Genomic DNA, 23,171 nt, shown 5'->3' on the forward strand with positions numbered 1-23,171 from the left:
TATGTCTTTACCGTCAGTCAATACCGTTCAGGTTTCCGCTCCCCGCAGCTGCGGGGAGCTGTTCCGACCTCTGACAATTGCGCTGGTCGCCGGAGAAACATCCGGTGATATTCTCGGTGCCGGGCTGATTCGGGCGCTGAAAGAAAAGCATCCTGATACCCGCTTCGTTGGCGTTGCCGGACCGCTGATGCAGGCTGAAGGTTGTGAAGCCTGGTATGAAATGGAAGAGCTGGCGGTGATGGGCATCGTTGAAGTGCTTGGTCGTCTGCCTCGCCTGTTAAAAATTCGCCGCGACCTGACAAAACGTTTTGCACAGCTGCAACCCGATGTCTTTGTCGGTATTGATGCGCCGGATTTTAATATTACTCTGGAAGGTCGTCTCAAACAGCGTGGTATTCGCACCATTCACTATGTCAGCCCATCGGTGTGGGCATGGCGTCAAAAGCGCGTGTTCAAAATTGGTCGGGCCACCGATCTGGTGCTGGCGTTTCTGCCGTTTGAAAAGGCGTTTTACGATCGCTACAACGTTCCCTGCCGCTTTATCGGCCACACAATGGCAGATGCCATGCCCATTACCCCTGACAAGCGTGCAGCTCGTCAGGAACTGGGGATTGCTGATTCGGCCCTCTGTCTGGCTCTGCTGCCTGGCAGTCGCGGTGCTGAAGTGGAAATGCTCAGCGCAGACTTTCTCAATGCGGCTGCTCTGCTGCGCCAAAAATGGCCTGATCTCGAGATTCTGGTGCCGCTGGTGAATTCACGTCGTCGCCAGCAGTTTGAACAGATTAAACAACAGGTGGCACCCGATTTGCCGGTGCACCTGCTTGATGGCAACGCGCGCGCCGCGATGATTGCCAGCGATGCTGCGCTGCTGGCCTCTGGCACGGCAGCACTGGAATGTATGCTGGCAAAATGTCCGATGGTGGTGGGTTATCGTATGAAACCTTTTACCTTCTGGCTGGCAAAGCGTCTGGTAAAAACCGATTATGTTTCACTGCCGAATCTGCTGGCAGGCGGTGAGCTGGTGAAAGAGCTGTTGCAGGAACAGTGCCAGCCTGAGCAACTGGCTTCGGCACTTGAGCCTTTGCTGACCAGAAATGAGGCCAGAGAGAACCTGTTAACAACCTTTGCTGAGTTGCATCACCAGATCCGCTGGAATGCGGACGAGCAGGCGGCTTCAGCAGTACTGGAACTCTGTCAGTGAGTCACTTTATTTACCCGGTTGCCACCTGTATTGCCGGGGTGGACGAAGTTGGCCGTGGGCCTCTGGTGGGTGCGGTGGTAACCGCAGCGGTCATTCTCGATCCGCTGAAGCCCATTTGTGGGCTGGCTGATTCCAAAAAGCTGTCCGAGAAACGCCGCAATGCGCTGTTTGATGAAATCAAAGAAAAGGCATTATGCTGGAGTCTCGGGCGGGCAGAGCCGGAGGAAATTGATCCGCTTAATATCCTGCACGCCACCATGCTGGCGATGCAGCGTGCGGTGGCTAATCTTGCGCTCAGGCCCGATCTGGTGCTGATTGATGGCAACCGCTGCCCGGCGCTGCCCATGCCGTCGCAAGCGGTGGTGAAAGGCGACAGCCTGGTGGCGGAAATCAGTGCTGCTTCCATTCTCGCCAAGGTGACCCGCGATCGCGAGATGGCCGAGCTGGATCGGCTGTTTCCACAATATGGCTTTGCCCAACATAAAGGCTACCCGACGGCGTTACATCTGGAAAGATTGGCGCAGCATGGCGTGACGCCACAACATCGTCGTAGTTTTGCGCCTGTCCGCAATGCGTTACTGGATGCCGACGTTGCGGCAGCAATCCGAACGGCACGGTAGTTTTCACTTCACGGTTTTGAGCGGAATCAGAGATGGCTGAACCTCGTTTTATTCATTTGCGTGTCCACAGCGACTATTCCATGATTGATGGACTGGCCAAGACTGCGCCGCTGGTGAAAAAGGCGGCCTCGCTGGGTATGCCCGCTCTGGCGATAACTGATTTCACCAACCTCTGTGGCCTGGTCAAGTTTTATGGCACCGCGCATGGACAGGGTATCAAGCCGATTATTGGTGCAGACTTTAACGTTGCCAGCGCTGCCATGGGCGACGAACTGTCACAGCTGACGTTACTGGCTGCTGATGATAAGGGTTATCAGAATCTGACATTACTGATTTCCCGTGCATACCAGCGGGGTTACGGGGCCGCTGGCCCGGTTATCGATCGCGACTGGCTGATCGAGATGAATGAAGGATTGATCGCCCTTTCTGGCGGTCGCCGTGGTGATGTTGGCAGGATGTATCTGCGGGGAAACTCCGCACTGGTCAACGAATGTTTGTCATTTTATCAGCACTATTTTCCCAATCGCTACTATCTGGAGTTGACCCGCACAGGCCGCCCTGATGAAGAAACCTGGGTTCATGCGGCGGTTGATCTGGCTATTGCCGCAGGTATTCCCGTTGTTGCGACCAATGACGTCTGTTTTCTTGAAGAGGGCGACTTTGATGCTCACGAAATTCGGGTTGCCATTCATGATGGCTTCACGCTGGACGATCCAAAACGTCCACGCCTTTACAGTTCTCAGCAATATCTCCGCAGCAGTGATGAAATGTGCGAGCTGTTTTCTGACATTCCTGAAGCGCTGCAAAACAGCGTAGAAATTGCTAAGCGCTGTAACGTAACTATTCGTCTTGGTGAGTATTTCCTGCCGCAGTTCCCGACCGGCGAGATGACCACTGAAGACTTCCTGGTGATGAAATCACGCGAAGGACTGGAAGAGCGTTTGGAATTTCTTTTTCCCGATGCTGAAGTGCGAGCGGAGAAGCGTGGGGAATATGACGCGCGTCTTGAGGTTGAACTAAACGTTATCAACCAGATGGGCTTTCCGGGTTACTTCCTGATTGTGATGGAGTTTATCCAGTGGTCGAAGGATAACAACGTGCCGGTGGGCCCTGGACGTGGTTCCGGTGCGGGTTCGCTGGTGGCCTACGCGCTGAAGATCACCGATCTTGACCCACTGGAATTCGACCTGCTGTTCGAACGTTTTCTTAATCCTGAGCGTGTGTCGATGCCTGACTTTGACGTCGACTTCTGCATGGAAAAACGTGATCTGGTCATTGAGCACGTGGCCGAAATGTATGGCCGCAAAGCCGTATCACAGATTATTACATTCGGTACGATGGCAGCCAAAGCGGTAATCCGCGACGTGGGCCGTGTCCTGGGTCATCCTTACGGCTTTGTTGATCGTATTTCTAAATTAGTGCCGCCCGATCCGGGTATGACGCTGGAAAAAGCCTTTGCGGCGGAACCTCAACTGCCCGAAATTTACGAGGCAGATGAAGAAGTCAAAGCCCTGATCGATATGGCGCGCAAGCTGGAAGGCGTGACACGCAACGCCGGTAAACATGCTGGTGGTGTGGTGATCGCGCCGACGCAAATCACCGATTTTGCGCCGCTTTACTGCGATGAGAACGGCAACCATCCGGTCACCCAGTTCGATAAAAACGATGTGGAATATGCGGGCCTGGTCAAATTTGACTTTCTGGGGCTACGCACGCTGACCATCATTGACTGGGCGCTGGCGATGATCAACGCCAGACGGGAAAAGCAGGGCGAGCCACCGCTTGATATTGCGGCTATCCCGCTCGATGACAAAAAAAGCTTCGATATGCTCCAGCGTTCAGAAACCACGGCGGTATTCCAGCTTGAATCGCGTGGCATGAAGGATCTGATCAAGCGCCTGAAGCCGGACTGCTTTGAAGATATGATAGCCCTGGTGGCGCTATTCCGTCCCGGCCCCTTACAGTCAGGGATGGTAGACAACTTTATCGATCGCAAGCATGGCCGTGAAGAGATCTCCTATCCCGACATTCAGTGGCAGCACGAGTCGTTGCAGCCTGTGCTGGAGCCGACCTACGGCATCATTCTCTATCAGGAACAGGTGATGCAGATTGCTCAGGTGCTGGCGGGCTACAGTCTGGGTGGTGCTGACATGCTACGTCGGGCGATGGGTAAAAAGAATCCGGTGGAGATGGCGAAGCAGCGTGGCGGATTTGAGGATGGAGCAAAAGCGCGCGGCGTGGATGGCGAGCTGGCAATTAAAATCTTCGACCTGGTGGAAAAATTTGCCGGCTACGGTTTTAACAAATCGCACTCTGCGGCCTATGCGCTGGTTTCCTATCAGACGCTGTGGCTGAAGGCGCATTATCCGGCTGAATTTATGGCTGCGGTGATGACCGCCGATATGGACAACACTGAGAAGGTGGTCGGTCTGGTCGATGAGTGCTGGCGTATGGGGCTGAAGGTGTTGCCACCGGATATCAATTCCGGTTTGTATCCGTTCCATGTCAACGATGAGGGCGAAATTGTCTACGGCATCGGCGCGATTAAAGGGGTCGGAGAAGGGCCGATTGAAGCAATTCTGGAAGCCCGTAATCAGGGCGGCTATTTTCGTGAGCTGTTCGATCTCTGCGCCCGTACGGATACTAAAAAACTGAATCGTCGCGTGCTGGAAAAGTTGATCATGTCCGGTGCCTTTGATCGTCTTGGACCGCATCGTGCGGCGCTGATGAGCGCGCTCAGTGATGCCCTTAAAGCTGCTGACCAGCACGCAAAAGCAGAGGCGACAGGCCAGGCCGATATGTTTGGTGTGCTGGCAGAAGCGCCTGAACAGATTGAGCAATCCTATGCTGACGTTACCCGCTGGCCGGAGCAGGTGCAGCTGGATGGTGAACGAGAAACCTTAGGACTCTACCTGACAGGGCATCCAATTAATCAGTACCTTAAGGAGATCGAGCGCTACGTCGGGGGAATGCGTCTGAAAGACATGCATCCGACCCGGCGGGGTGAGGTGATCATGGCGGTTGGGCTGGTGGTCGCGGCACGCGTTATGGTCACTAAACGTGGCAACCGGATTGGTATTTGTACCCTGGACGACCGCTCTGGTCGTCTGGAAGTGATGCTGTTTACCGATGCGCTGGATAAGTACCAACATTTGCTGGAGAAAGACAGGATCCTGATCGTCAGTGGGCAGGTCAGCTTTGATGACTTTAGCGGGGGGCTTAAAATGACCGCCCGCGAGGTGATGGATATTGACGAAGCCCGTGAAAAATATGCTCGCGGGCTTGCTATATCGCTGACGGACAGGCAAATTGATGACCAGCTTTTAAGCCGTCTCCGTCAGTCCCTTGAACCTCATCGTTCGGGGACGATTCCGGTACATCTCTACTATCAGAGAGAGGATGCACGGGCGAGGTTGCGCTTTGGTGCAGCATGGCGCGTGTCTCCAAGCGATCGCTTGTTAAACGAACTGCGATTGCTGATAGGAACGGAGCAGGTGGAACTTGAGTTTGACTAAACAGGAATATTATGAGTCTTAATTACCTGGATTTTGAGCAGCCAATCGCTGAGCTGGAGGCGAAAATTGATTCGCTGAAGTCGGTTGGCCGTCAGGATGAAAAACTGGATATCAATCTGGATGAAGAGGTGCAGCGCCTGCGTGAGAAAAGCGTAGAGTTGACCCGCAAAATCTTCTCCGATTTGGGGGCGTGGCAAATCGCACAGCTGGCACGCCACCCGCTACGTCCTTATACGCTGGACTACGTCCGCAACGTATTCACGGATTTTGACGAGCTGGCAGGCGATCGCGCCTACGCGGATGATAAAGCCATCGTTGGTGGCACGGCTCGTCTGGATGGTCGTCCGGTGATGATTATTGGTCACCAGAAAGGCCGTGAAACCAAGGAAAAAATTCGTCGTAACTTTGGTATGCCAGCCCCGGAAGGGTACCGTAAAGCGTTGCGTCTGATGGAGATGGCTGAACGTTTCAATATGCCCATCATCACCTTTATTGATACGCCAGGGGCTTATCCGGGTGTGGGCGCTGAGGAGCGCGGACAAAGTGAAGCAATTGCCCGTAACCTGCGTGAAATGTCCGGACTGAAAGTCCCGGTCATTTGCACCGTTATCGGTGAGGGTGGCTCTGGCGGTGCGCTGGCAATCGGCGTGGGCGATAAAGTTAATATGATGCAGTACAGCACCTATTCGGTTATTTCACCGGAGGGTTGTGCTTCTATCCTGTGGAAAAGCGCCGATAAAGCTCCGCTGGCTGCTGAAGCGATGGGGATCATTGCTCCACGTCTGAAAGAGCTGAAGCTGATTGATACCGTGATCCCGGAACCGCTGGGCGGTGCTCATCGTAACCCTCTGGTGGCTGGTGAATCATTAAAGGCACAGCTGCTGGCCGATCTGGCCGATCTGGATGGCCTGAATAAAGATGAACTGTTGGATCGTCGCTATCAGCGCCTGATGAACTACGGTTACGCCTGATCAAATAAGGCGGGTGTTGACGGATGACGGCGGATTACCCACCGGATATCCTGACAGCCCGCCTTGTTGTTATCTCTTCCCTCGTTTTCTTAATTGTCCCAACCTCTTTACCTGACTGGCCGGAGCGGTTTTCTGTCTGTCATCCTGCCGATTGCCGCTTTCTGAACGAAGATTATATTCAGCAGCAGATTCAGCTTCCGAAGATATCCGGGAGTTTAGCCAGCTGCGCCTGGTCCACACGAAGTTTTCGCATTAAAAGCGTGCAGCAACTGTCACGACAAAGAGCAGATGGTGGTTCAGGGCATGACTTCGCATCCGGTAGATAAAAAAGCTGACTAAGACGATTGCCAAGTAATTCATTTTCTTTTTTACGATCTGCCTTCCTGAGTTTTGTATTTGCAAACCACTTCTGTCTGTTATTTACGATTTACATCGCATTCGGTTCGCCGGGTTGTTTTAAACCGATATCAGATATGATCTGATGGGTATTCGTTACTCACGCCAAAGGGATATGAGCGAATTTGGCGACAGGCCCACGGGCATTTAAATGGCGGGCTGCCGCATAGCAACCGGCCGCATGGTGTTCACGGGCGCTCTTCTTTGCTGTGGCAAAGATGAGAAGACCGCATCAGGGAGGAAATGAAGTGACAACGGAACTGTGGATAGTGTTAATGAGTGCGTTGGGAGCCGTGGCGGGTAGCGTAATAAGCTGCGTGGCCTGGCGTTTGCCTCAGATATTGCAAAGAGAGGCGCTTGCAGAATCCTGCCTGCCTCCGGGGTTGCCTTCTGAGTATAAGAACGGATCGGTGCCAGTGAATCTGTTTTTTCCCGGCTCGTTATGCCCACGGTGTCAGCAGCGGCTGGCGTTTTATCACAATATCCCGTTGCTCAGCTGGCTGCTATTACGTGGACGCTGCCATTACTGCCAACAACCCATCGGCTGGCACTATCCCCTGACTGAGCTGGCAGCAACCATCACTGGCGGATGGATTGCCTTTAACTGCTCCCCGGGAGGGACGGCATTGCTTTTCGCGTTATGCGGCTGGTGGTTAATTTTGCTGTCTGCTATTGATCTCCGCTACCTGCTGCTACCAGACTGCCTGACACTGTCGCTTCTTTGGCTGGGACTGCTGGTCAATTTGCATAACACCATCATACCGCTCAGTGATGCGGTAGCTGGCGCGGCAGCAGGATATTTGATTCTCTGGGCTGTTAACCGGGTATTCAGGCTGATTAGCGGCAAAGAAGGGTTGGGCCACGGTGACTTCAAATTGCTGGCCGCGCTGGGGGCATGGTGTGGCTGGCAACCTTTGCCCTGGTTATTGTTGCTCGCGGCACTGATGGGATGCACTGCTTATTTGTTGTTGTGGCTGGCAGGACGGCGTCGCTATGCTCAGCCGCTGCCCTTTGGCCCCTGCCTGGCATTATCAGGTTGGTGGATCCTGACTACGCCGGTGGCAATGTTGTGAGAAATGGTTGCAGTGCCTCCCGCAGCTCAGCACATTGCTCAGCGGGTGTCAGGCTGTTTTGTTGCAGCTGCTGAAAAAGTGCTTCACTCAGAGGAAGGAGATCATCAGCAAGCTGCCAGCCACGCTGACAGGCTTCGGCCCTGGCCGCCTCTTCTGTCTCTTTGTCGGAAGGGAGCGCCGTATCTCCACACTGATATTTAAGGTATCTTGTGCCAGCAATAACGGCAGCAACCTGTCTGGAGTGTGTATCTGAGGCGGCTGAACTGACTTCTTGCGATGCTTTGTTCTGGCACCCAGTGATAAGTAACGGCAGCAATATTAATGCGGATATAGAAGCAACATTCATCCTGAATCCTTTTTTTTCATTCCATAAAGCCGCAAGGTTATCAAAATCGAGTCAGGCGGACAAATGTGTATAAGGTTTTCTACTGACTATTCCATTATTGAATGCTGCAAAGGGAAGTGAAAATTTTCTTCGATAAAAATAAACTTGAATATTATCTTACCGGGATTTAAAAATGCTGTTCGTCATATCAGGTCAAGAGTAATAAATCAGGTTGAGTTGAAATGTACGTGATGACCGTGCGATCAGGTGATAATTTTTGCAAAACTGCCCAGAGCGCTGATATGAGCAAGCCTGTTACCCTGGTAAAACTAGTACTCATACAGGGATAGTTTTCGGGGGTAAGGTATTTTAGCTTTTTTTAGGTGGTGTTTAAGGTTGAATACGGATCAAAAGATAATAAATTCCTACGTGATCCGAAGGTGCACCAGATTGCAGTTCGAATTGTTTTATGAAATTTTTATTTTAATCTTTGGTATACAATATGGATCTTCAGATAACATAAGGTCCCATTAAATGAAAATATCAGAAGTCAGTACTGAAAACACAGCAGTCTCCACGAAGACTGATAGTCCTCCCAATATTGTTCCTCATTCGGATATTAAAAGTTATCCTTCCACTTCTGTTACTCAACAAACTCACTCTGTTGAAAATAATCCTGAAGAATTTAAATTTGCGCGTTATTATTCCGAGGTGCACGAAACGGTGCAGCAGTTTCTCAAAGAGAAAGATCCGGACGTGGTAAATCGGTACAGAGAAGAAAATAGTTACATTCCCGCATTAAAACATTTTATAGATATTTACAGGTCCCAAACTCTCGACCCCAAGCAAGTCATTTCTCTACTCGGCTTATGCCATGAATTAAGAAACTATATAATTAATTGTGAAAAAAATAATATCGGGCAAGGTAAATTATCGATAAACACCATGTCTGCAATAAAATCTTGTGAGGAGTTAAGTGATCTTTTTTCTAAAATTAGTGGATTTGATACGTATAAAATCATAAAAAATCCTATCAATAATAATTCTTATTCAAGATTAAATAGCAGGCAAGTTGAAAAATTACTTAAATTGTTGAAGTGCGAACCTGATGAAAGAACATTAACTATGTTGGTGGATGCAGGTATTCTGATGAAAGATGCTCTTATGAATCATTTCGAAAGTATTGAAGAGAGTGTGATTAAAAATAAGATTGTTAATTTTTTAATTTATGAAGGTTATGAATATAATGAAGTTGAGAATTTTATAAAATCAATTTTTTCTAAAATGAAAAGTGATGAATTTGTCCATGATTGGATTAACTATGGCTTTCCTAAAGGTAAAGGATTTATCAACTGCATTAATTTCTTTGGGCCATATATAAATTTAAAATATGCCATTATGCAGAGAATTGACCTGACAGACTACAACTTCAATGGTTGTGATTTAACCGGTTCATCTCTTGATTTCTCTTTAATTTTTAATTTTAATCCAGACTCTACGATATTAAAGGATGTTACTATGGAGGGCATAAATATGGCTAGTGTTTGCCCGAATGAACGGGAGTATCTGATAATAAATGAAAAACTGAAAAAATCAGGCGTAAGGATATTGCCATATTATGAATCACATAGTCAGGATTATAGTCAGGAGTATAGTGAGCGTTTCGACTCCCAGTAGTAAGATAAAGACTGAATTTCAGGTCAGCGCTGGGAGAGATTAACGTCGTCTGCATTGTGATTGCTACCCGTATGTCTTTGTCACAAATCGCTGTAAGCCCGCCATAATGGCGGGCAGATAGCGTCATCCTGAACAGTTTCGTGGGCAGACTATACTTTCAAGACAGTCGCTTACGCAGAAATCAGGAGATGTGCATTGAATATTATCGCGATAATGGGACCGCATAACGCATTTTACAAAGATGAACCCATCCGTGAGCTGGACCAGGCGTTACAACTTCAGGGATTTCAGACCATCTACCCGAAAGATGCTAATGACCTGCTAAAACTGATTGAACATAATCCACGTATCTGCGGCGTCATTTTTGACTGGGACGAGTACAGCCTCGATCTCTGTAGTGAGATCAATCAGCTCAATGAGTATCTCCCGCTGTATGCTTTTATTAACACCCACTCGACGATGGACGTCAGCATTAATGAAATGCGTATGACCATCTGGTTCTTCGAATATGCGCTGGGTGCATCAGAAGAGATTGCTCAGCGTATCCGCCAGTATACCGATGAATACACGGATACCATTACGCCACCGCTGACCAAAGCGTTGTTTACCTACGTGAAAGAAGGCAAATATACCTTTTGCACCCCCGGACATATGGCCGGTACAGCTTTTCAGAAAAGCCCGGTCGGAACGCTGTTTTATGATTTTTTTGGCGCAAATACTCTTAAAGCAGATGTTTCCATCTCCGTGACTGAGCTTGGGTCGCTGCTGGACCACACCGGTCCTCATCTTGAGGCAGAGGAGTATGTGGCCCGGACCTTTGGCGCAGAGCAGAGCTACATGGTGACCAACGGCACCTCAACGTCTAACAAGATTGTCGGCATGTATGCTGCGCCTGCGGGAAGCACCGTGCTGATCGACCGCAACTGCCATAAATCACTGACTCATCTGTTGATGATGAGCGATATTATCCCTGTCTGGCTGAAGCCAACCCGCAACGCACTGGGGATCCTCGGCGGTATTCCTAAACAGGAGTTCACAAGAGAGAGCATTGCGCTGAAAGTTGCGCAGACCGAGCGGGCCAGTTGGCCAGTGCATGCGGTGATCACCAACTCTACCTATGATGGCCTGCTGTATAACACCCGGTACATCAAAGAGACGCTGGATGTTCCGTCAATTCACTTTGATTCTGCCTGGGTACCCTACACCAATTTTCACCCGATCTACTGCGGGCTTAGCGGAATGAGCGGTGAACGTACACCAGGCAAAGTTATTTATGAGACACAGTCAACCCATAAGCTGCTGGCGGCGTTTTCCCAGGCCTCGCTGATCCATATTAAAGGTGACTACGACGAACAAACCTTTAATGAAGCCTACATGATGCACACCACCACTTCGCCTAACTACTCCATTGTGGCATCGATTGAAACCGCCGCCGCAATGCTTCGCGGTAATCCCGGTAAGAGGTTGATCAATCGCTCGGTGGAGCGTGCTTTACATTTTCGTCGCGAAATCCAGCGTCTGCGTGAAGAGGCCGACGGTTGGTTCTTTGATATCTGGCAACCAGAGGGTATCGACCAACCCGAATGCTGGCCAATCCAGCCGGGAGAGGAGCACTGGCATGGTTTTATCAATGCGGATGCCGATCATATGTACCTTGATCCTATCAAGGTCACTATTCTGACGCCGGGAATGAGTGAACAGGGGGAAATGGCACAGAAGGGGATCCCTGCTGCGCTGGTGGCGAAATATCTTGACGATCGCGGTGTCGTGGTGGAGAAGACCGGGCCATATAATCTGCTGTTTCTGTTCAGTATTGGTATCGACAAAACGAAAGCAATGAGCGTTTTGCGGGGCCTGATTGACTTTAAACGGGCTTACGATCTTAATCTGCGGGTGAGAAATATGTTGCCGGATCTCTACGCAGAGGATCCTGATTTTTACCGCGACATGCGTATTCAGACGCTGGCTCAGGGGATCCATTCGCTCATCCGTCAACACGATCTTCCCCGGCTGATGCTTCAGGCTTTTGCAACCCTGCCGGAAATGAAAATGACCCCGCACCAGATGTTTCAGCAGCAGGTGAAAAAGAATGTGGAAACGGTAGAAATAGCCGATCTGGTGGGTCGTGTTTCGGCCAATATGATCCTGCCTTATCCACCCGGTGTGCCGCTGGTCATGCCCGGAGAGATGATCACGGAGGAGAGCCGGGCCGTTCTCGATTTCCTGCTGATGTTGTGCACCATCGGCAGACATTACCCTGGTTTTGAGACGGATATCCACGGTGCAAAACTCACCGACGAAGGTCAGTACAGGGTGCGGGTGTTAAAAGCCTAAGCGCGGGTCGACAGCAACAGGGTTAACAGGATACAAAGCATCAGCGTGCACAAGATAAAGGTATTACTATGTTGAATATTAAGCAGATCCACCATATCGCCATCATCGCCAGTCAGTATCAGGTCAGTAAAGATTTTTACTGTGACCTGCTGGGCTTTACTTTGATTGGTGAAGTCTACCGGGAAGCGCGTGATTCATGGAAGGGGGATTTGGCGCTGCACGGTCAGTACGTTATCGAACTGTTTTCGTTTCCGCAGCCGCCAGCACGTATCAACCGGCCAGAGGCCTGCGGCTTGCGCCATCTGGCCTTCAGCGTGGCAGACATTGATGCTGCCAGTCAGTATCTGACCGAAAAGGGGGTTATTTGCGAACCCATTCGTGTGGACCCAATCAGCGGTAAACGCTACACCTTTTTTTGCGATCCGGATGGTTTGCCGCTGGAACTTTATCAGGCGTAAAATAGCCGCTCACTGGCCCGGTGTGATATCACCGGGTTATCAACTCTCTGCCGGAAAGCCCATGTCACTGCGTTATCTTCAACAGCAACTTGATGGACATCAGCACCTGCTGGTGGCGTACAGCGGCGGGCTGGACTCCAGTGTATTGCTGCATCAGCTGGTCTGCCTGCGCCAGCAGTTACCCGAGCTGCATCTGCGGGCGATACATGTTCATCATGGTCTGAATCCGCAGGCAGGCAGCTGGGTAAAGCATTGCCGGAAGCAGTGTGCTGAATGGCAGGTTGAGCTGGAGGTGGTAAAGGTGCAGGTGGATGCCAGGGGCAAAGGTATCGAAGCAGCGGCGCGGGCGGTGCGCTATCAGGCTTTTGTTGAGCATCTCCGCCCTGAAGACGCATTGCTGACCGCTCAGCATCAGGACGATCAGTGTGAAACATTGTTACTGGCCCTCAAGCGGGGCAGCGGCCCCGCCGGGCTCTCTGCGATGCCAGCGCGCGGTATCACGGGGGGGCATGTTCACCTTCGTCCATTACTAAGCTGTTCCCGGCTGCAACTGGAAAACTGGGCGGCAGAGAATCATCTGCAATGGATTGAGGATGACAGCAATCAGGACTGCCGCTATGACCGCAATTTTCTACGTCAGGCTGTCATCCCTCTGCTGAATGCACGCTGGCCGCATTTTTCTCAGGCGACGGCCCGAAGCGCCAGCCTGTGTGCAGAGCAGGAACAACTGCTGGATGAACTGCTGGCAGAATCACTCGACGCTTTAATTGACCAGCAGGGATCGCTGGCCGTTGCGCCACTGGCGGCGATGAGTGATTCCCGACGCAGTGCCTTAATCAGGCGATGGATCGCCCGGCAGGAGGGGCAGATGCCTTCCCGCGATGCGCTCCGACGTATCTGGCTGGAGGTGGCATGCAGTCGTGAAGATGCGGAACCGCGTCTGCTACTGGGGCAGCATGAGATTCGTCGTTATCGCAACCGCCTTTACTGGCTTGCGCGCTGTGAACCTGTGCGGAATGTGGTGATTGAATGGCCTGCCAGTGTACGGTCTGTTGCTCTCCCTGCCGGGATGGGCTGGCTGGTAAGGCGTGAGTCAGAAGAGAACCATGACGGGCAAAGAACGGTGGCCGGGCATAATATTTATGAAAAAGAAGCCGGATGCTGTGCGCCATCGGCAGAGGCAACGGTCACCATTCGTCCACCAGCCGGGCATGAGAGGGTAACGGTGCGTTTTCAGGCGCGGGGAAAATTTCATTTTGTTGGTCGGGCAGGCAGCCGTTCGCTAAAAAAACTCTGGCAGGAGCTGGGAGTGCCGCCGTGGCAGCGTGAGCGTATACCCATGATTTTTTATGATGATCAGTTAATCGCGGCTCCTGGCATTTTTGTCACCCGCGAAGGTCAGGCCGGTACGGGCACCTTCTGGCAGACAGACTGGCAGAATACGCCGGTATGACTGGCATAAACATTATACAGGTGACAGGGGAGTTGTGGCTGTGCGTTGTAGCAGGTGGGGGGGATAAAAGGAACAGGGGCGGGAAGCTCCCGCCCGCAGGCGTTAATCAGACTCGCTAACCACGACGGTACCCAGGTCCGGGTGACTGAAACTGGCAATATGATCCAGGCGCAGCTCACGGACTTCGCCGGAAAGATCGACAGCGAGATATTCGACGTTTTTACTTGACACCATGTCTGTCGCTTTGGCCTTCAGCTGTTCACCATTCTTCAGCGACAGCGCCAGCATCCAGTGGTTCTGGCAGGCGAGTTCCAGGTTATCGTAGTCATCGCAGTTGATCGGTTTATAGGCTTCATTCGTCAACATAATCGCTCACCAATAAGTTTGCAGCAGCATAAGCTGCCTGTTCCCTGATGGAAGAGGGTAGCTCAGCGTTTGCGGCTACCTCATCAAGTGCTTTCAGCACGCAATCCAGCGCATCCGGCACGTATCCCAGGTCGCCACTGCCGATTTCGGCATATTTCTGGCGAACTAATTCACAATACTTTTGCACAATGCACCTCAAGAGTTTTCTCTGGTGTTTTGACGACTATAACACAGGATTTTACGTGAAATCAGCCCGACGGCGGGTGATTTACTGTCTTAACCGGTTACAATAGCAGCCGATAAAGATAAGGAACCTCATGGCACTCAAAGCGACTATTTACAAAGCGGTAATTAATGTTGCCGATATGGACAGAAATGTTTTTATCGACAGCAATCTGACGCTGGCCCGTCACCCTTCAGAAACGGAAGAACGACTGATGCTTCGCCTGCTTGCCTGGTTAGTGCATGCTGACGAAAGATTAATGTTCACCCGAGGCCTGAGCGCAGAGGATGAGCCTGAAATCTGGCTGATGAATGACCATAACGGTATTGAAGTCTGGGTTGAACTGGGCCTGCCGGACGAACGCCGAATCAAAAAAGCCTGCAACCGGGCAGCAGGCGTTTATTTATACACTTACAACGCCCGTGCGGCGCAGATCTGGTGGCAGCAGAATCAACAGAAGTTGACACAGCAGGAGAATCTCAGCATTCGTTTTCTGGATGATCATCAAATGAAGGCGCTGGCCGGGCTTGCTTCGCGCTCGATGACGCTTCAGGCCACGCTACAGGACGGCACCATCTGGCTGTCTGATGAGCATAACCATCTTGAACTCCGCTTCACCGACTGGCTGACAGACGGCAAAATTGTATGATTGTTTTGTCACGCAACGCGACCATCACCAGCGCTGAACTGGAGCTGACGGCGATCAGAGCGCAGGGCAACGGCGGCCAGCATGTTAATAAAAGCGCCACGGCAATCCATCTGCGTTTTGACATCCGCGCCTCAAATTTGCCGGTATTCTATAAAGAGCGTCTGCTGGCTGCCAGCCATCATCTGATCACCGCAGAAGGTGTGGTGGTGATTAAAGCTCAGGAGTACCGCAGCCAGGAGATGAACCGGGAAGCGGCATTAAAGCGGCTGGAAAATCTCATTCAGGAATTGATGGTGGTTGAGAAAGCGCGACGACCGACGAAGCCCACCCGAGCCTCAGACCAGCGTCGACTGGTCAGCAAGGCCCGCAAAGCCAGTACCAAATTGCTGCGGGGAAAACCAGGCCGCAGCCAGGACTGATATTCAGGAGGACAGGTGAAAAAAATTGTTGTGGCTGTTCTGGCCACACTCTTCTTAGGTTCGTTACTGGGTTGCCAGAACCCTCAAAGGGTCATTCCGCCCGTGGCGGAAACGATGGCGCAGGATTATCAGGGGGTGATTCCCTGTGCTGATTGCGAAGGCATTACGGTTTCACTGTCGCTGCAACAGGGAGGACGCTATCGCATCAGCGAAGGTTATCAGGGAACCGCAAATCTCAGCGATGTGCAGCAGGGACGCTGGAGCCGCACCGCAGAGAAGCTGGTGCTGATTTCCGATGCGGGGGAAAAACGCTACTTCCGACCTGTACCGGATGGTCTTGAAATGATGGATATGCAGGGTAACCCGATATCGTCAGCAAATAATTACCGTCTGCAAAGGGTGAAGTCTGGAGGCTGAATGCAGCCGGCGTGCTGGTTATTCGCATCCACGTTATGAGCGGCGGGCTGATTAGCCCGCCGCTTTGGATCAGGCTTTCACTTCTCGCACAAGAAAATCCAGGATTTCGCTGGTTTTGATCATGCGTTTTTCGCCTTCGCGACGAGATTTATACTCAATCTCTTCGCTGTCAAGATTACGCTCTCCAATCACGATGGTATGTGGAATGCCAATCAGTTCCATATCGGCAAACATCACACCCGGACGTTCTTTGCGATCGTCCAGAATGACGTCAATGCCTTTGGCGCGTAACTGCTGATACAGCTCTTCAGCCAGGTCTTTCACGCGGAAGGACTTATGCATATTCATCGGCAGGATAGCCACCTGGAAAGGGGCAAGCGCGTCTGGCCAGATGATCCCCCGTTCATCATGATTCTGCTCGATAGCGGCGGCAACGATTCGGGTGATACCAATGCCATAGCAGCCCATTGTCAGGGTCTGGTTACGGCCATCTTCGCCCTGTACCGCTGCTTTCATCGCTTCAGAATATTTGCAGCCCAGCTGGAAGATGTGCCCCACCTCGATACCGCGTTTAATCAGCAGCGTACCCTTTCCATCCGGACTGGCATCACCTTCCACCACGTTGCGGATATCTTCCACGCGCGCCAGTGGCAGGTCGCGCTGCCAGTTGATGCCGGTAAAATGTTTACCGTCTTTATTCGCTCCGGCAGCAAAATCGCTCATCACCGCAACGGTGCGGTCTGCGATGACGGGCAGCGTCAGGCCTACGGGTCCCAGCGATCCCGGACCTGCACCAACGGCAGCACGAATCTCTTCTTCGGTAGCAAACGTCAGCGGTGCCGCGATGATGTTAATTTTTTCCGCTTTGACTTCATTGAGTTGGTGATCGCCACGCAGCAGCAGTGCCACCAGCGTGTGGCCACTCTCCTCGCTGGCTTTGACCATCAGTGTTTTGATGGTTTTTTCCACCGGCAGACCAAACTGCTCAACCAGTTCGGCGATGGTTTTTGCGTTCGGCGTGTCGATTTCAGTCAGTTCTTGAGTGGCCCCGGCACGGTTTTCCGTCGGGGCTAAGGCTTCTGCCAGCTCCATATTGGCTGCGTAGTCAGACTCCGTTGAAAAAATAATGTCGTCTTCACCACTTTGTGCCAGCACCTGAAACTCGTGAGATGCGCTGCCGCCAATCGAGCCGGTATCAGCCTGCACAGCGCGGAAATCCAGCCCCATACGGGTAAAACTCTGGCTGTATGCGCGGTACATATCATCATAAGTTGCCTGAAGCGACTCCTGCGACGTGTGGAACGAGTAAGCATCCTTCATGATGAATTCCCGGGAACGCATCACGCCAAAACGGGGGCGTACTTCATCGCGAAATTTGGTCTGGATCTGAAAGACATTCAGCGGCAGCTGTTTATATGAACTGAGTTCGTTACGGATCAGGTCAGTAACCACTTCCTCATGCGTTGGACCAAGAACGAAAGGGCGCTCCCCCCGATCCACAAAGCGCAGCAGTTCAGGGCCATACTGTTCCCAACGCCCACTTTCCTGCCATAAATCGGCGGGCTGCACCACTGGCATGGAAATTTCGATCGCACCGGCATTGTTCATCTCTTCACGCACGATGTTTTCGACTTTTTTCAACACGCGCAGGCCGGTTGGTAACCATGTATACAAACCAGAGGCCAGCTTGCGGATCATACCGGCGCGCAGCATCAACTGATGGCTGATCACTTCGGCGTCGGCTGGCGTCTCCTTCAGAGTGGAGAGCAGATATTGAGTAGTACGCATGAGTTTCGATTCCAGTTAAGCAGAAAGCTTACGAATTAAGCCCGGCAGAAAAATTGCTGGCGGCTAGTGTAACAGCGTGATCAAAGAGTCAAAAGATGCCGGAAGATAAATTAGCGATTGTCGATAGCGGTCACCAGCGTGCCGCTGGCGGTGACGCACCAGCGAACATTGAAATCCAGCAGCAAGGCGGCGTATTCCCGACCCGGGACTTCATTTTTGCGGTAGGCCGGGCGGGGATCCTGCGCAAGGGTCTGGCGGATAAAGCGCTCAAGATGAGGATATCGGGTTTGCTGCCTGGCAATCTGCTGCCGTGCATTGTCTGAGAAGGATACCGGCATATCCATCGCGGGTGGCTCTGAGGCAAAGCCCGCACGGGCCTGAGGTAAAGATTCAGCAAACGGCAGATAAGGCTTGATATCCACTATCGGGGTGCCGTCAACCAGGTCCAGACTACCCAGCTCAAGCACTACCGTTCCTTTTTCCGTACGAATACCGGTCAGTTCAACCAGCGACATCCCTACGGGATTGGGACGAAAGGTGGAGCGGGTGGCGAAAACGCCCATGCGGGCATTGCCACCCAGTCGGGGAGGACGAACGGTAGGCCGCCATCCTCCCGACATTGTCTGATGAAAGATAAACAGCAACCAGAGGTGGCTGAATGCCTCCAGTCCCCGCACGGCTTCCGGCTGATTATAGGGGGGCTGTAAATGCAGTTCACCACCGCCGTCCTCAATCAGTCCCGGTTGACGGGGAACGGCAAACTTCTCCTTCCAGGGAGAACGGATGATGCCAATTTGCTGGAAGGAAAAAGAACTCATTGTTTGGTGACTTTCAGCGCTGAACCTTCACAGACGGCCTGACGGAAACAGCCTTGTGTATTGCTGACAATCTCACAGCGATGCAGCAGAACGGCATTAGCCTTCATGTTGGCTGCATGTGCCTGCAACCGCTTACGTGCCGTACTGATGTTCGGTGGCGAACTTTGTCGGCTGCTCTGGCAATCTTCACCATAAACTTCACCCAAATCGCGGAAAGGGCTGCTCACCAGATCGCTGGCATTCGTGTACAGTTTTACCGGTGCCGGGCGGGAAGCAGGTTTAGCCTGTCCTGACACAGTTTGCGCGGGCTGCCTGAATGGCTCTACAGGTTTATAGGGTTTTTGCAGCAATGAACACCCTGTCAGCGAAAGGGCTAACAAACAGAGCGGTAAAACACGCATGGGAAAATCCTCATGTTCGGTTTTGAAAGTGGCGTTATTGAAACAAGCCTGGTGGCAAATAACAAGCGCTCAGGATGCAACAAAGCGGGCTTTTGCCCGCTTTGATAAAATAATGACAAATGCACGGTATTTCAGAAGGGATTTACCAACCCTTAACAGCGCCGCCGTTGAAGGTTTTATTTGCCGCTTCGTTTACTTCATCAGACTGGTAAGCCTGCACGAATTTCTTAACGTTTTCAGCATCTTTATTGTCTTCACGTGCAACAATCAGATTGACGTAGGGTGAATTTTTATCTTCGACAAAAATCCCGTCTTTCGCGGGTGTCAGATTGATCTGGCTGGCGTAGGTGGTGTTAATCACAGCCAGTGCAATTTGCTGATCGTCAAGAGAGCGGGGCAATTGTGGTGCTTCCAGCTCGACCAGTTTGATGTTTTTGGGGTTCTCTACCACATCCAGCGAGGTGGGTAACAGACCAACGCCATCTTTTAATTTAATCAAACCGACCTTTTGCAGCAGCAGCAAGGAACGACCAAGGTTGGTGGGATCATTAGGGATAGCAATCTGGGCGCCGTTCTGAAGCTCATCCAGCGATTTGATTTTTCTGGAGTAGCCCGCGATCGGATAGACAAAGGTATTGCCGACCGGCACCAGCTTGTAACCGCGATCTTTAATCTGTTGATCCAGATAAGGCTTATGCTGGAAAGCATTGACATCAATGTCACCTTTACTCAGCGCTTCGTTGGGCAGTACATAATCGTTAAAGGTGACCAGTTCAACATCCAGTCCGTATTTATCTTTGGCGACTTTCTTCGCTACTTCCGCAACCTGTTGCTCGGCACCGACAATCACGCCGACTTTGATATGGTTAGGATCTTTTTCTTTTTGATCGCAACCAACCAGCGCCAGCGTACCAATCAGCGCGCCCACAGCGGCAAATGTTTTAAAATTAAAAGACATATCCCTTCCTTTCATCAGAACTTATGGTTGTTTATTTGTGAGTGACTGCACGCACGATGCGCTCGCCACAGAACTGGATCAAATACACTAAAACCACTAACAACACTAATACCGTATTCATCACCGTAGCGTTATAACCGATATAACCATATTGAATGCCAATCTGGCCAAGACCTCCGGCTCCGACGGCTCCCCCCATGGCGGAATAGCCGACAAGTGTGATCAGGGTGATGGTCGCAGCATTGATTAAACCTGGGAGCGCTTCCGGTAGCAGAACTTTTTGCACAATCTGCATCGGTGTCGCTCCCATTGCGCGTGAAGCTTCAATCAGACCCGCAGGCAGTTCAAGTAAGGTATTTTCAACCATGCGGGCGATAAATGGCGCTGCGCCAAGAGTCAAAGGCACAATAGCGGCCTGTAAGCCAATCGAAGTACCCACAATCATGCGGGTGAACGGAATCATCCATACCAGTAGAATGATAAAAGGAATGGCGCGGAAAATATTTACCAGTGCTGACAGCGAACGATAAAGCAGACGATTTTCAATAATCTGTTTTGGCCGACTGACATACAGCAGCACACCGAGCGGCAGGCCGAGTACAAAACCGAAGAATCCGGAGACAAACGTCATCACCAGTGTTTCCCAGACACCACGGCAGAGCAGCATAATCATTGCTTCAGACATAACCTAACACCTCCACTTTGACATGATGCTCTTTCAGAAAATTGATGGCTGCCTGGGTATCCGCATCTTTACCATGCATTTCTGTCAGCATAATGCCGAACTTCACGCCGCCGGCATAATCCATCTGCGCACTGATAATATTATTATTAATGTTGAACTTGCGTGCCGACTCTGAAAGCAGCGGTGCATCAACTGACTGGCCGGTAAATTCCAGACGTAACAGCGGTACATTATGCGGGCTGGCTTCCGTGGACAGGCGATCTGCATAATCATCGGGAATGTCCAGATGCAGCGTTGACTGAATAAATTGCTGTGCCAAAGGCGTCTTGGGATGGGAGAAGACTTCACTCACCGTATCCTGTTCGATTAACTCACCGTGACTGATCACCGCGACCCGATCACAAATGCGTTTGACCACATCCATTTCATGCGTAATCAGAAGAATGGTGATGCCGAGCCGACGGTTAATGTCTTTCAGCAATTCAAGGATAGAGCGCGTGGTCGCCGGATCAAGGGCGCTGGTGGCCTCATCACAGAGCAAAACTTTTGGATTGCTCGCCAGTGCACGAGCGATAGCAACACGCTGTTTCTGCCCACCTGAAAGATTGGCAGGCCATGAATCATGTTTGTCTGCCAGGCCGACCAGTTCCAGTAGTTCAGTCACTCTGGCCTTGATTTCGGACCTGGAAAGTTTACCCAGTTCCAGCGGCAGGGCGACATTGCCTGCAACCGTTCTGGAATTTAACAGGTTGAAGTGTTGAAAGATCATACCAATCTGACGACGTGCCTGAGTCAGCTGACTTTCTGATAACTTAGTCAAATCCTGATTATCAACCAGCACAGTACCGGATGTTGGACGCTCAAGCAGATTTACGCAGCGAATCAGGGTGCTTTTACCCGCGCCTGAAGCGCCAATGACGCCGTATATCTGTCCCGCAGGGACGTCGAGGCTGACATCAGACAGCGCAGTAATGCTGCGAGTGCCCTGGCGGAACACTTTGGAAATGTGGGAGAGTTTTATCATTTTTCTGGGCAGTACCATTATCCGTGGTGTTTGATTTTAGCGCACTCCAGACAGGGATGTGAGCGAGTGGATGGTAAGGCATCCAGACGTCTGAATCAATCAAAGTGATCCAAACTGGCATTCTCGTTCCAGGTGCAATCATGCGATACTCTCTGGCAATTTTAGTAGCAGGAGTTTCTACGTGGCAGACAAAGTTCCCGCAATTTTTCTCGATCGTGACGGCACGATTAATGTCGATCATGGTTATGTCCATGAGATCGACAACTTTCAGTTTATTGATGGCGTGATTGATGCGCTGCGTGAGCTGAAAAAAATGGGCTATGCGCTGGTTATGGTGACGAATCAGTCGGGTATTGCACGCGGTATTTTTACCGAAGATACCTTTATGCAACTTACCGAATGGATGGACTGGTCGCTGGCGGACCGGGATGTGGATCTTGATGGCATTTATTTCTGTCCTCATCATCCTGATGCCGTGGAGGATGCATATCGTCAACAATGTGATTGCCGTAAGCCGCAGCCCGGGATGCTGCTGTCAGCACAGAAAGAGCTGAACATTGATATGGCAGCTTCTTATATGGTTGGTGACAAAATTGATGACATGCTGGCGGGGCAATCAGCAGGAGTAGGGACAAAGGTTCTGGTTCGTACTGGCAAACCGGTTACCGGGGAGAGTGAAAAAGCGGCAGACTGGGTGATAAACAGTCTGGCAGACCTGCCTTCCAGAATTAAACAGGGCTAAAAAGCAGCGTTTTGCACGAAGTTTCTCCGAACGATAAAAAAGTTCACTTTTGTACTTGCCTTCCTGCGGCGCATCCCTATAATGCGCCTCCATCGAACGGCAGCTGATGAATGTTCAGCAGGCTCTAAGATAAAGAGAATTCCTTTAAAGTTAAGGTTGACTCTGTAAGAGGAATGCGTAATATACGCCACCTCGCAGCAGCGCTGCCGGTTGCACCGCTCTTTAACAATTTATCAGACAATCTGTGTGGGCACTCACAGGATTGATATCCGCATCTCCGGATGCAAAAAAATATCAAGCCTCAGAGTGAACACGTAATTCATTACGGTTTTCCCTGAGCACCGCTTCACGAGTTGAAGCAAATCAGACTTTTAATTGAAGAGTTTGATCATGGCTCAGATTGAACGCTGGCGGCAGGCCTAACACATGCAAGTCGAACGGTAGCACAGGGGAGCTTGCTCCCCGGGTGACGAGTGGCGGACGGGTGAGTAATGTCTGGGAAACTGCCCGATGGAGGGGGATAACTACTGGAAACGGTAGCTAATACCGCATAACGTCGCAAGACCAAAGTGGGGGACCTTCGGGCCTCACACCATCGGATGTGCCCAGGTGGGATTAGCTGGTTGGTGAGGTAACGGCTCACCAAGGCGACGATCCC

General features: G+C 51.3%; 22 protein-coding genes and 1 rRNA gene. 14 read left to right on the top strand and 9 right to left on the bottom strand.

Features of this window, described 5'->3' with window-relative positions; genetic code table 11:
* Window position 1: 1 nt before the first annotated feature.
* The 5 genes from lpxB to BG55_RS10655 all read left to right on the top strand — a co-directional run bounded on the left by lpxB (window position 2) and on the right by BG55_RS10655 (window position 7,776).
* The gene (gene lpxB / locus BG55_RS10635; protein ID WP_084276261.1) at window positions 2–1,201 is read left to right on the top strand and encodes a lipid-A-disaccharide synthase; all 1,200 of its coding nucleotides are present in this window, start codon (window positions 2–4) and stop codon (window positions 1,199–1,201) included.
* On the top strand, window positions 1,198–1,821 hold the full coding sequence (gene rnhB / locus BG55_RS10640; RefSeq protein WP_034937313.1) for a ribonuclease HII: 624 nt from the start codon (window positions 1,198–1,200) through the stop codon (window positions 1,819–1,821). The genes lpxB and rnhB overlap by 4 nt, the downstream gene beginning before the upstream one ends.
* A gap of 32 nt (window positions 1,822–1,853) precedes the next feature.
* Window positions 1,854–5,336, top strand: a complete 3,483-nt coding sequence (gene dnaE / locus BG55_RS10645) for a DNA polymerase III subunit alpha (protein ID WP_034937315.1) — start codon at window positions 1,854–1,856, stop codon at window positions 5,334–5,336.
* A gap of 11 nt (window positions 5,337–5,347) precedes the next feature.
* Entirely contained in the window at window positions 5,348–6,307 is a 960-nt protein-coding gene (gene accA / locus BG55_RS10650) for an acetyl-CoA carboxylase carboxyl transferase subunit alpha (RefSeq protein ID WP_034937317.1), read from the top strand.
* Window positions 6,308–6,951: 644 nt separating this feature from the next.
* On the top strand, window positions 6,952–7,776 hold the full coding sequence (locus BG55_RS10655; RefSeq protein WP_034937318.1) for a prepilin peptidase: 825 nt from the start codon (window positions 6,952–6,954) through the stop codon (window positions 7,774–7,776).
* Here BG55_RS10655 and gspS read toward each other — a convergent pair.
* Window positions 7,754–8,122, bottom strand: a complete 369-nt coding sequence (gspS, locus tag BG55_RS10660) for a type II secretion system pilot lipoprotein GspS (protein ID WP_052018784.1) — start codon at window positions 8,120–8,122, stop codon at window positions 7,754–7,756. The two genes, BG55_RS10655 and gspS, sit on opposite strands and share 23 nt — an antisense overlap.
* Before the next feature lie 513 nt (window positions 8,123–8,635).
* Here gspS and BG55_RS10665 point away from each other — a divergent pair.
* From BG55_RS10665 to tilS, 4 genes are all read left to right on the top strand, one after another.
* Entirely contained in the window at window positions 8,636–9,778 is a 1,143-nt protein-coding gene (locus tag BG55_RS10665) for a hypothetical protein (protein WP_034937320.1), read from the top strand.
* A gap of 195 nt (window positions 9,779–9,973) precedes the next feature.
* A complete protein-coding gene (locus tag BG55_RS10670; RefSeq protein WP_034937322.1) occupies window positions 9,974–12,112 on the top strand; it encodes a lysine decarboxylase LdcC in 2,139 nt (712 codons plus the stop codon).
* A 68-nt stretch (window positions 12,113–12,180) separates the two neighbouring features.
* A complete protein-coding gene (locus tag BG55_RS10675) occupies window positions 12,181–12,570 on the top strand; it encodes a VOC family protein (RefSeq protein ID WP_034937323.1) in 390 nt (129 codons plus the stop codon).
* A gap of 61 nt (window positions 12,571–12,631) precedes the next feature.
* Window positions 12,632–14,023, top strand: a complete 1,392-nt coding sequence (tilS, locus tag BG55_RS10680) for a tRNA lysidine(34) synthetase TilS (protein ID WP_034937326.1) — start codon at window positions 12,632–12,634, stop codon at window positions 14,021–14,023.
* Between the two features lie 102 nt (window positions 14,024–14,125).
* On the opposite strand, the gene rof is transcribed toward tilS, so the two are convergent.
* Together rof and BG55_RS10690 are read right to left on the bottom strand one after the other, a co-directional pair.
* On the bottom strand, window positions 14,126–14,389 hold the full coding sequence (gene rof, locus BG55_RS10685) for a Rho-binding antiterminator (protein ID WP_034937328.1): 264 nt from the start codon (window positions 14,387–14,389) through the stop codon (window positions 14,126–14,128).
* Complete coding sequence (locus BG55_RS10690) at window positions 14,376–14,576, bottom strand: YaeP family protein (protein ID WP_034937331.1); 201 nt, start codon at window positions 14,574–14,576, stop codon at window positions 14,376–14,378. The genes rof and BG55_RS10690 overlap by 14 nt, the downstream gene beginning before the upstream one ends.
* Window positions 14,577–14,706: 130 nt before the next feature.
* Here BG55_RS10690 and BG55_RS10695 point away from each other — a divergent pair, with 130 nt between their 5' ends.
* Genes BG55_RS10695 through BG55_RS10705 form a run of 3 tightly spaced genes read left to right on the top strand, consistent with a single transcriptional unit; the run spans window position 14,707 to window position 16,097 of the window.
* Window positions 14,707–15,261 (top strand): YaeQ family protein, encoded by a 555-nt coding sequence (locus tag BG55_RS10695; RefSeq protein ID WP_034937334.1) that lies wholly within the window; start codon window positions 14,707–14,709, stop codon window positions 15,259–15,261.
* On the top strand, window positions 15,258–15,680 hold the full coding sequence (gene arfB / locus BG55_RS10700) for an alternative ribosome rescue aminoacyl-tRNA hydrolase ArfB (protein ID WP_034937337.1): 423 nt from the start codon (window positions 15,258–15,260) through the stop codon (window positions 15,678–15,680). The genes BG55_RS10695 and arfB overlap by 4 nt, the downstream gene beginning before the upstream one ends.
* A 15-nt stretch (window positions 15,681–15,695) precedes the next feature.
* Entirely contained in the window at window positions 15,696–16,097 is a 402-nt protein-coding gene (locus BG55_RS10705; protein WP_052018785.1) for a copper resistance protein NlpE N-terminal domain-containing protein, read from the top strand.
* 69 nt (window positions 16,098–16,166) lie between these two features.
* Here the strand turns inward: BG55_RS10705 and proS are convergent, their stop codons facing one another.
* The 6 genes from proS to metN all read right to left on the bottom strand — a co-directional run bounded on the left by proS (window position 16,167) and on the right by metN (window position 21,771).
* Window positions 16,167–17,885, bottom strand: coding sequence for a proline--tRNA ligase (gene proS, locus BG55_RS10710; protein WP_034937340.1), 1,719 nt, complete (start codon window positions 17,883–17,885; stop codon window positions 16,167–16,169).
* 110 nt (window positions 17,886–17,995) lie between these two features.
* Window positions 17,996–18,703, bottom strand: coding sequence for a tRNA (N6-threonylcarbamoyladenosine(37)-N6)-methyltransferase TrmO (gene tsaA, locus BG55_RS10715; protein ID WP_034937343.1), 708 nt, complete (start codon window positions 18,701–18,703; stop codon window positions 17,996–17,998).
* On the bottom strand, window positions 18,700–19,104 hold the full coding sequence (rcsF, locus tag BG55_RS10720) for an envelope stress sensor lipoprotein RcsF (RefSeq protein ID WP_034937346.1): 405 nt from the start codon (window positions 19,102–19,104) through the stop codon (window positions 18,700–18,702). The genes tsaA and rcsF overlap by 4 nt, the downstream gene beginning before the upstream one ends.
* 142 nt (window positions 19,105–19,246) lie before the next feature.
* Entirely contained in the window at window positions 19,247–20,062 is an 816-nt protein-coding gene (locus BG55_RS10725; protein ID WP_034937350.1) for a MetQ/NlpA family lipoprotein, read from the bottom strand.
* A gap of 31 nt (window positions 20,063–20,093) precedes the next feature.
* Window positions 20,094–20,747, bottom strand: coding sequence for a methionine ABC transporter permease MetI (locus BG55_RS10730; RefSeq protein WP_034937353.1), 654 nt, complete (start codon window positions 20,745–20,747; stop codon window positions 20,094–20,096).
* Window positions 20,740–21,771 (bottom strand): methionine ABC transporter ATP-binding protein MetN, encoded by a 1,032-nt coding sequence (gene metN / locus BG55_RS10735; protein ID WP_034937431.1) that lies wholly within the window; start codon window positions 21,769–21,771, stop codon window positions 20,740–20,742. The genes BG55_RS10730 and metN overlap by 8 nt, the downstream gene beginning before the upstream one ends.
* A gap of 181 nt (window positions 21,772–21,952) precedes the next feature.
* Here metN and gmhB point away from each other — a divergent pair, with 181 nt between their 5' ends.
* Window positions 21,953–22,513 (top strand): D-glycero-beta-D-manno-heptose 1,7-bisphosphate 7-phosphatase, encoded by a 561-nt coding sequence (gene gmhB, locus BG55_RS10740; RefSeq protein ID WP_034937355.1) that lies wholly within the window; start codon window positions 21,953–21,955, stop codon window positions 22,511–22,513.
* Between the two features lie 372 nt (window positions 22,514–22,885).
* Window positions 22,886–23,171: ribosomal RNA gene (locus BG55_RS10745) — 16S ribosomal RNA — on the top strand; the annotation flags it as partial.

The organism is Erwinia mallotivora, from assembly GCF_000590885.1.
GTDB lineage: Bacteria > Pseudomonadota > Gammaproteobacteria > Enterobacterales > Enterobacteriaceae > Erwinia > Erwinia mallotivora.

Bases quoted from the DNA above. Each gene is read 5' to 3' on its own strand.
- tsaA (WP_034937343.1), bottom strand. From the start codon at position 18,703: ATGAGTTCTTTTTCCTTCCAGCAAATTGGCATCATCCGTTCTCCCTGG.
- accA (WP_034937317.1), top strand. From the start codon at position 5,348: ATGAGTCTTAATTACCTGGATTTTGAGCAGCCAATCGCTGAGCTGGAG.
- metN (WP_034937431.1), bottom strand. From the start codon at position 21,771: ATGATAAAACTCTCCCACATTTCCAAAGTGTTCCGCCAGGGCACTCGC.
- gspS (WP_052018784.1), bottom strand. From the start codon at position 8,122: ATGAATGTTGCTTCTATATCCGCATTAATATTGCTGCCGTTACTTATC.
- BG55_RS10730 (WP_034937353.1), bottom strand. From the start codon at position 20,747: ATGTCTGAAGCAATGATTATGCTGCTCTGCCGTGGTGTCTGGGAAACA.
- BG55_RS10725 (WP_034937350.1), bottom strand. From the start codon at position 20,062: ATGTCTTTTAATTTTAAAACATTTGCCGCTGTGGGCGCGCTGATTGGT.
- lpxB (WP_084276261.1), top strand. From the start codon at position 2: ATGTCTTTACCGTCAGTCAATACCGTTCAGGTTTCCGCTCCCCGCAGC.
- rof (WP_034937328.1), bottom strand. From the start codon at position 14,389: ATGTTGACGAATGAAGCCTATAAACCGATCAACTGCGATGACTACGAT.
- BG55_RS10665 (WP_034937320.1), top strand. From the start codon at position 8,636: ATGAAAATATCAGAAGTCAGTACTGAAAACACAGCAGTCTCCACGAAG.
- tilS (WP_034937326.1), top strand. From the start codon at position 12,632: ATGTCACTGCGTTATCTTCAACAGCAACTTGATGGACATCAGCACCTG.
- BG55_RS10675 (WP_034937323.1), top strand. From the start codon at position 12,181: ATGTTGAATATTAAGCAGATCCACCATATCGCCATCATCGCCAGTCAG.
- rcsF (WP_034937346.1), bottom strand. From the start codon at position 19,104: ATGCGTGTTTTACCGCTCTGTTTGTTAGCCCTTTCGCTGACAGGGTGT.
- arfB (WP_034937337.1), top strand. From the start codon at position 15,258: ATGATTGTTTTGTCACGCAACGCGACCATCACCAGCGCTGAACTGGAG.
- BG55_RS10695 (WP_034937334.1), top strand. From the start codon at position 14,707: ATGGCACTCAAAGCGACTATTTACAAAGCGGTAATTAATGTTGCCGAT.
- proS (WP_034937340.1), bottom strand. From the start codon at position 17,885: ATGCGTACTACTCAATATCTGCTCTCCACTCTGAAGGAGACGCCAGCC.
- dnaE (WP_034937315.1), top strand. From the start codon at position 1,854: ATGGCTGAACCTCGTTTTATTCATTTGCGTGTCCACAGCGACTATTCC.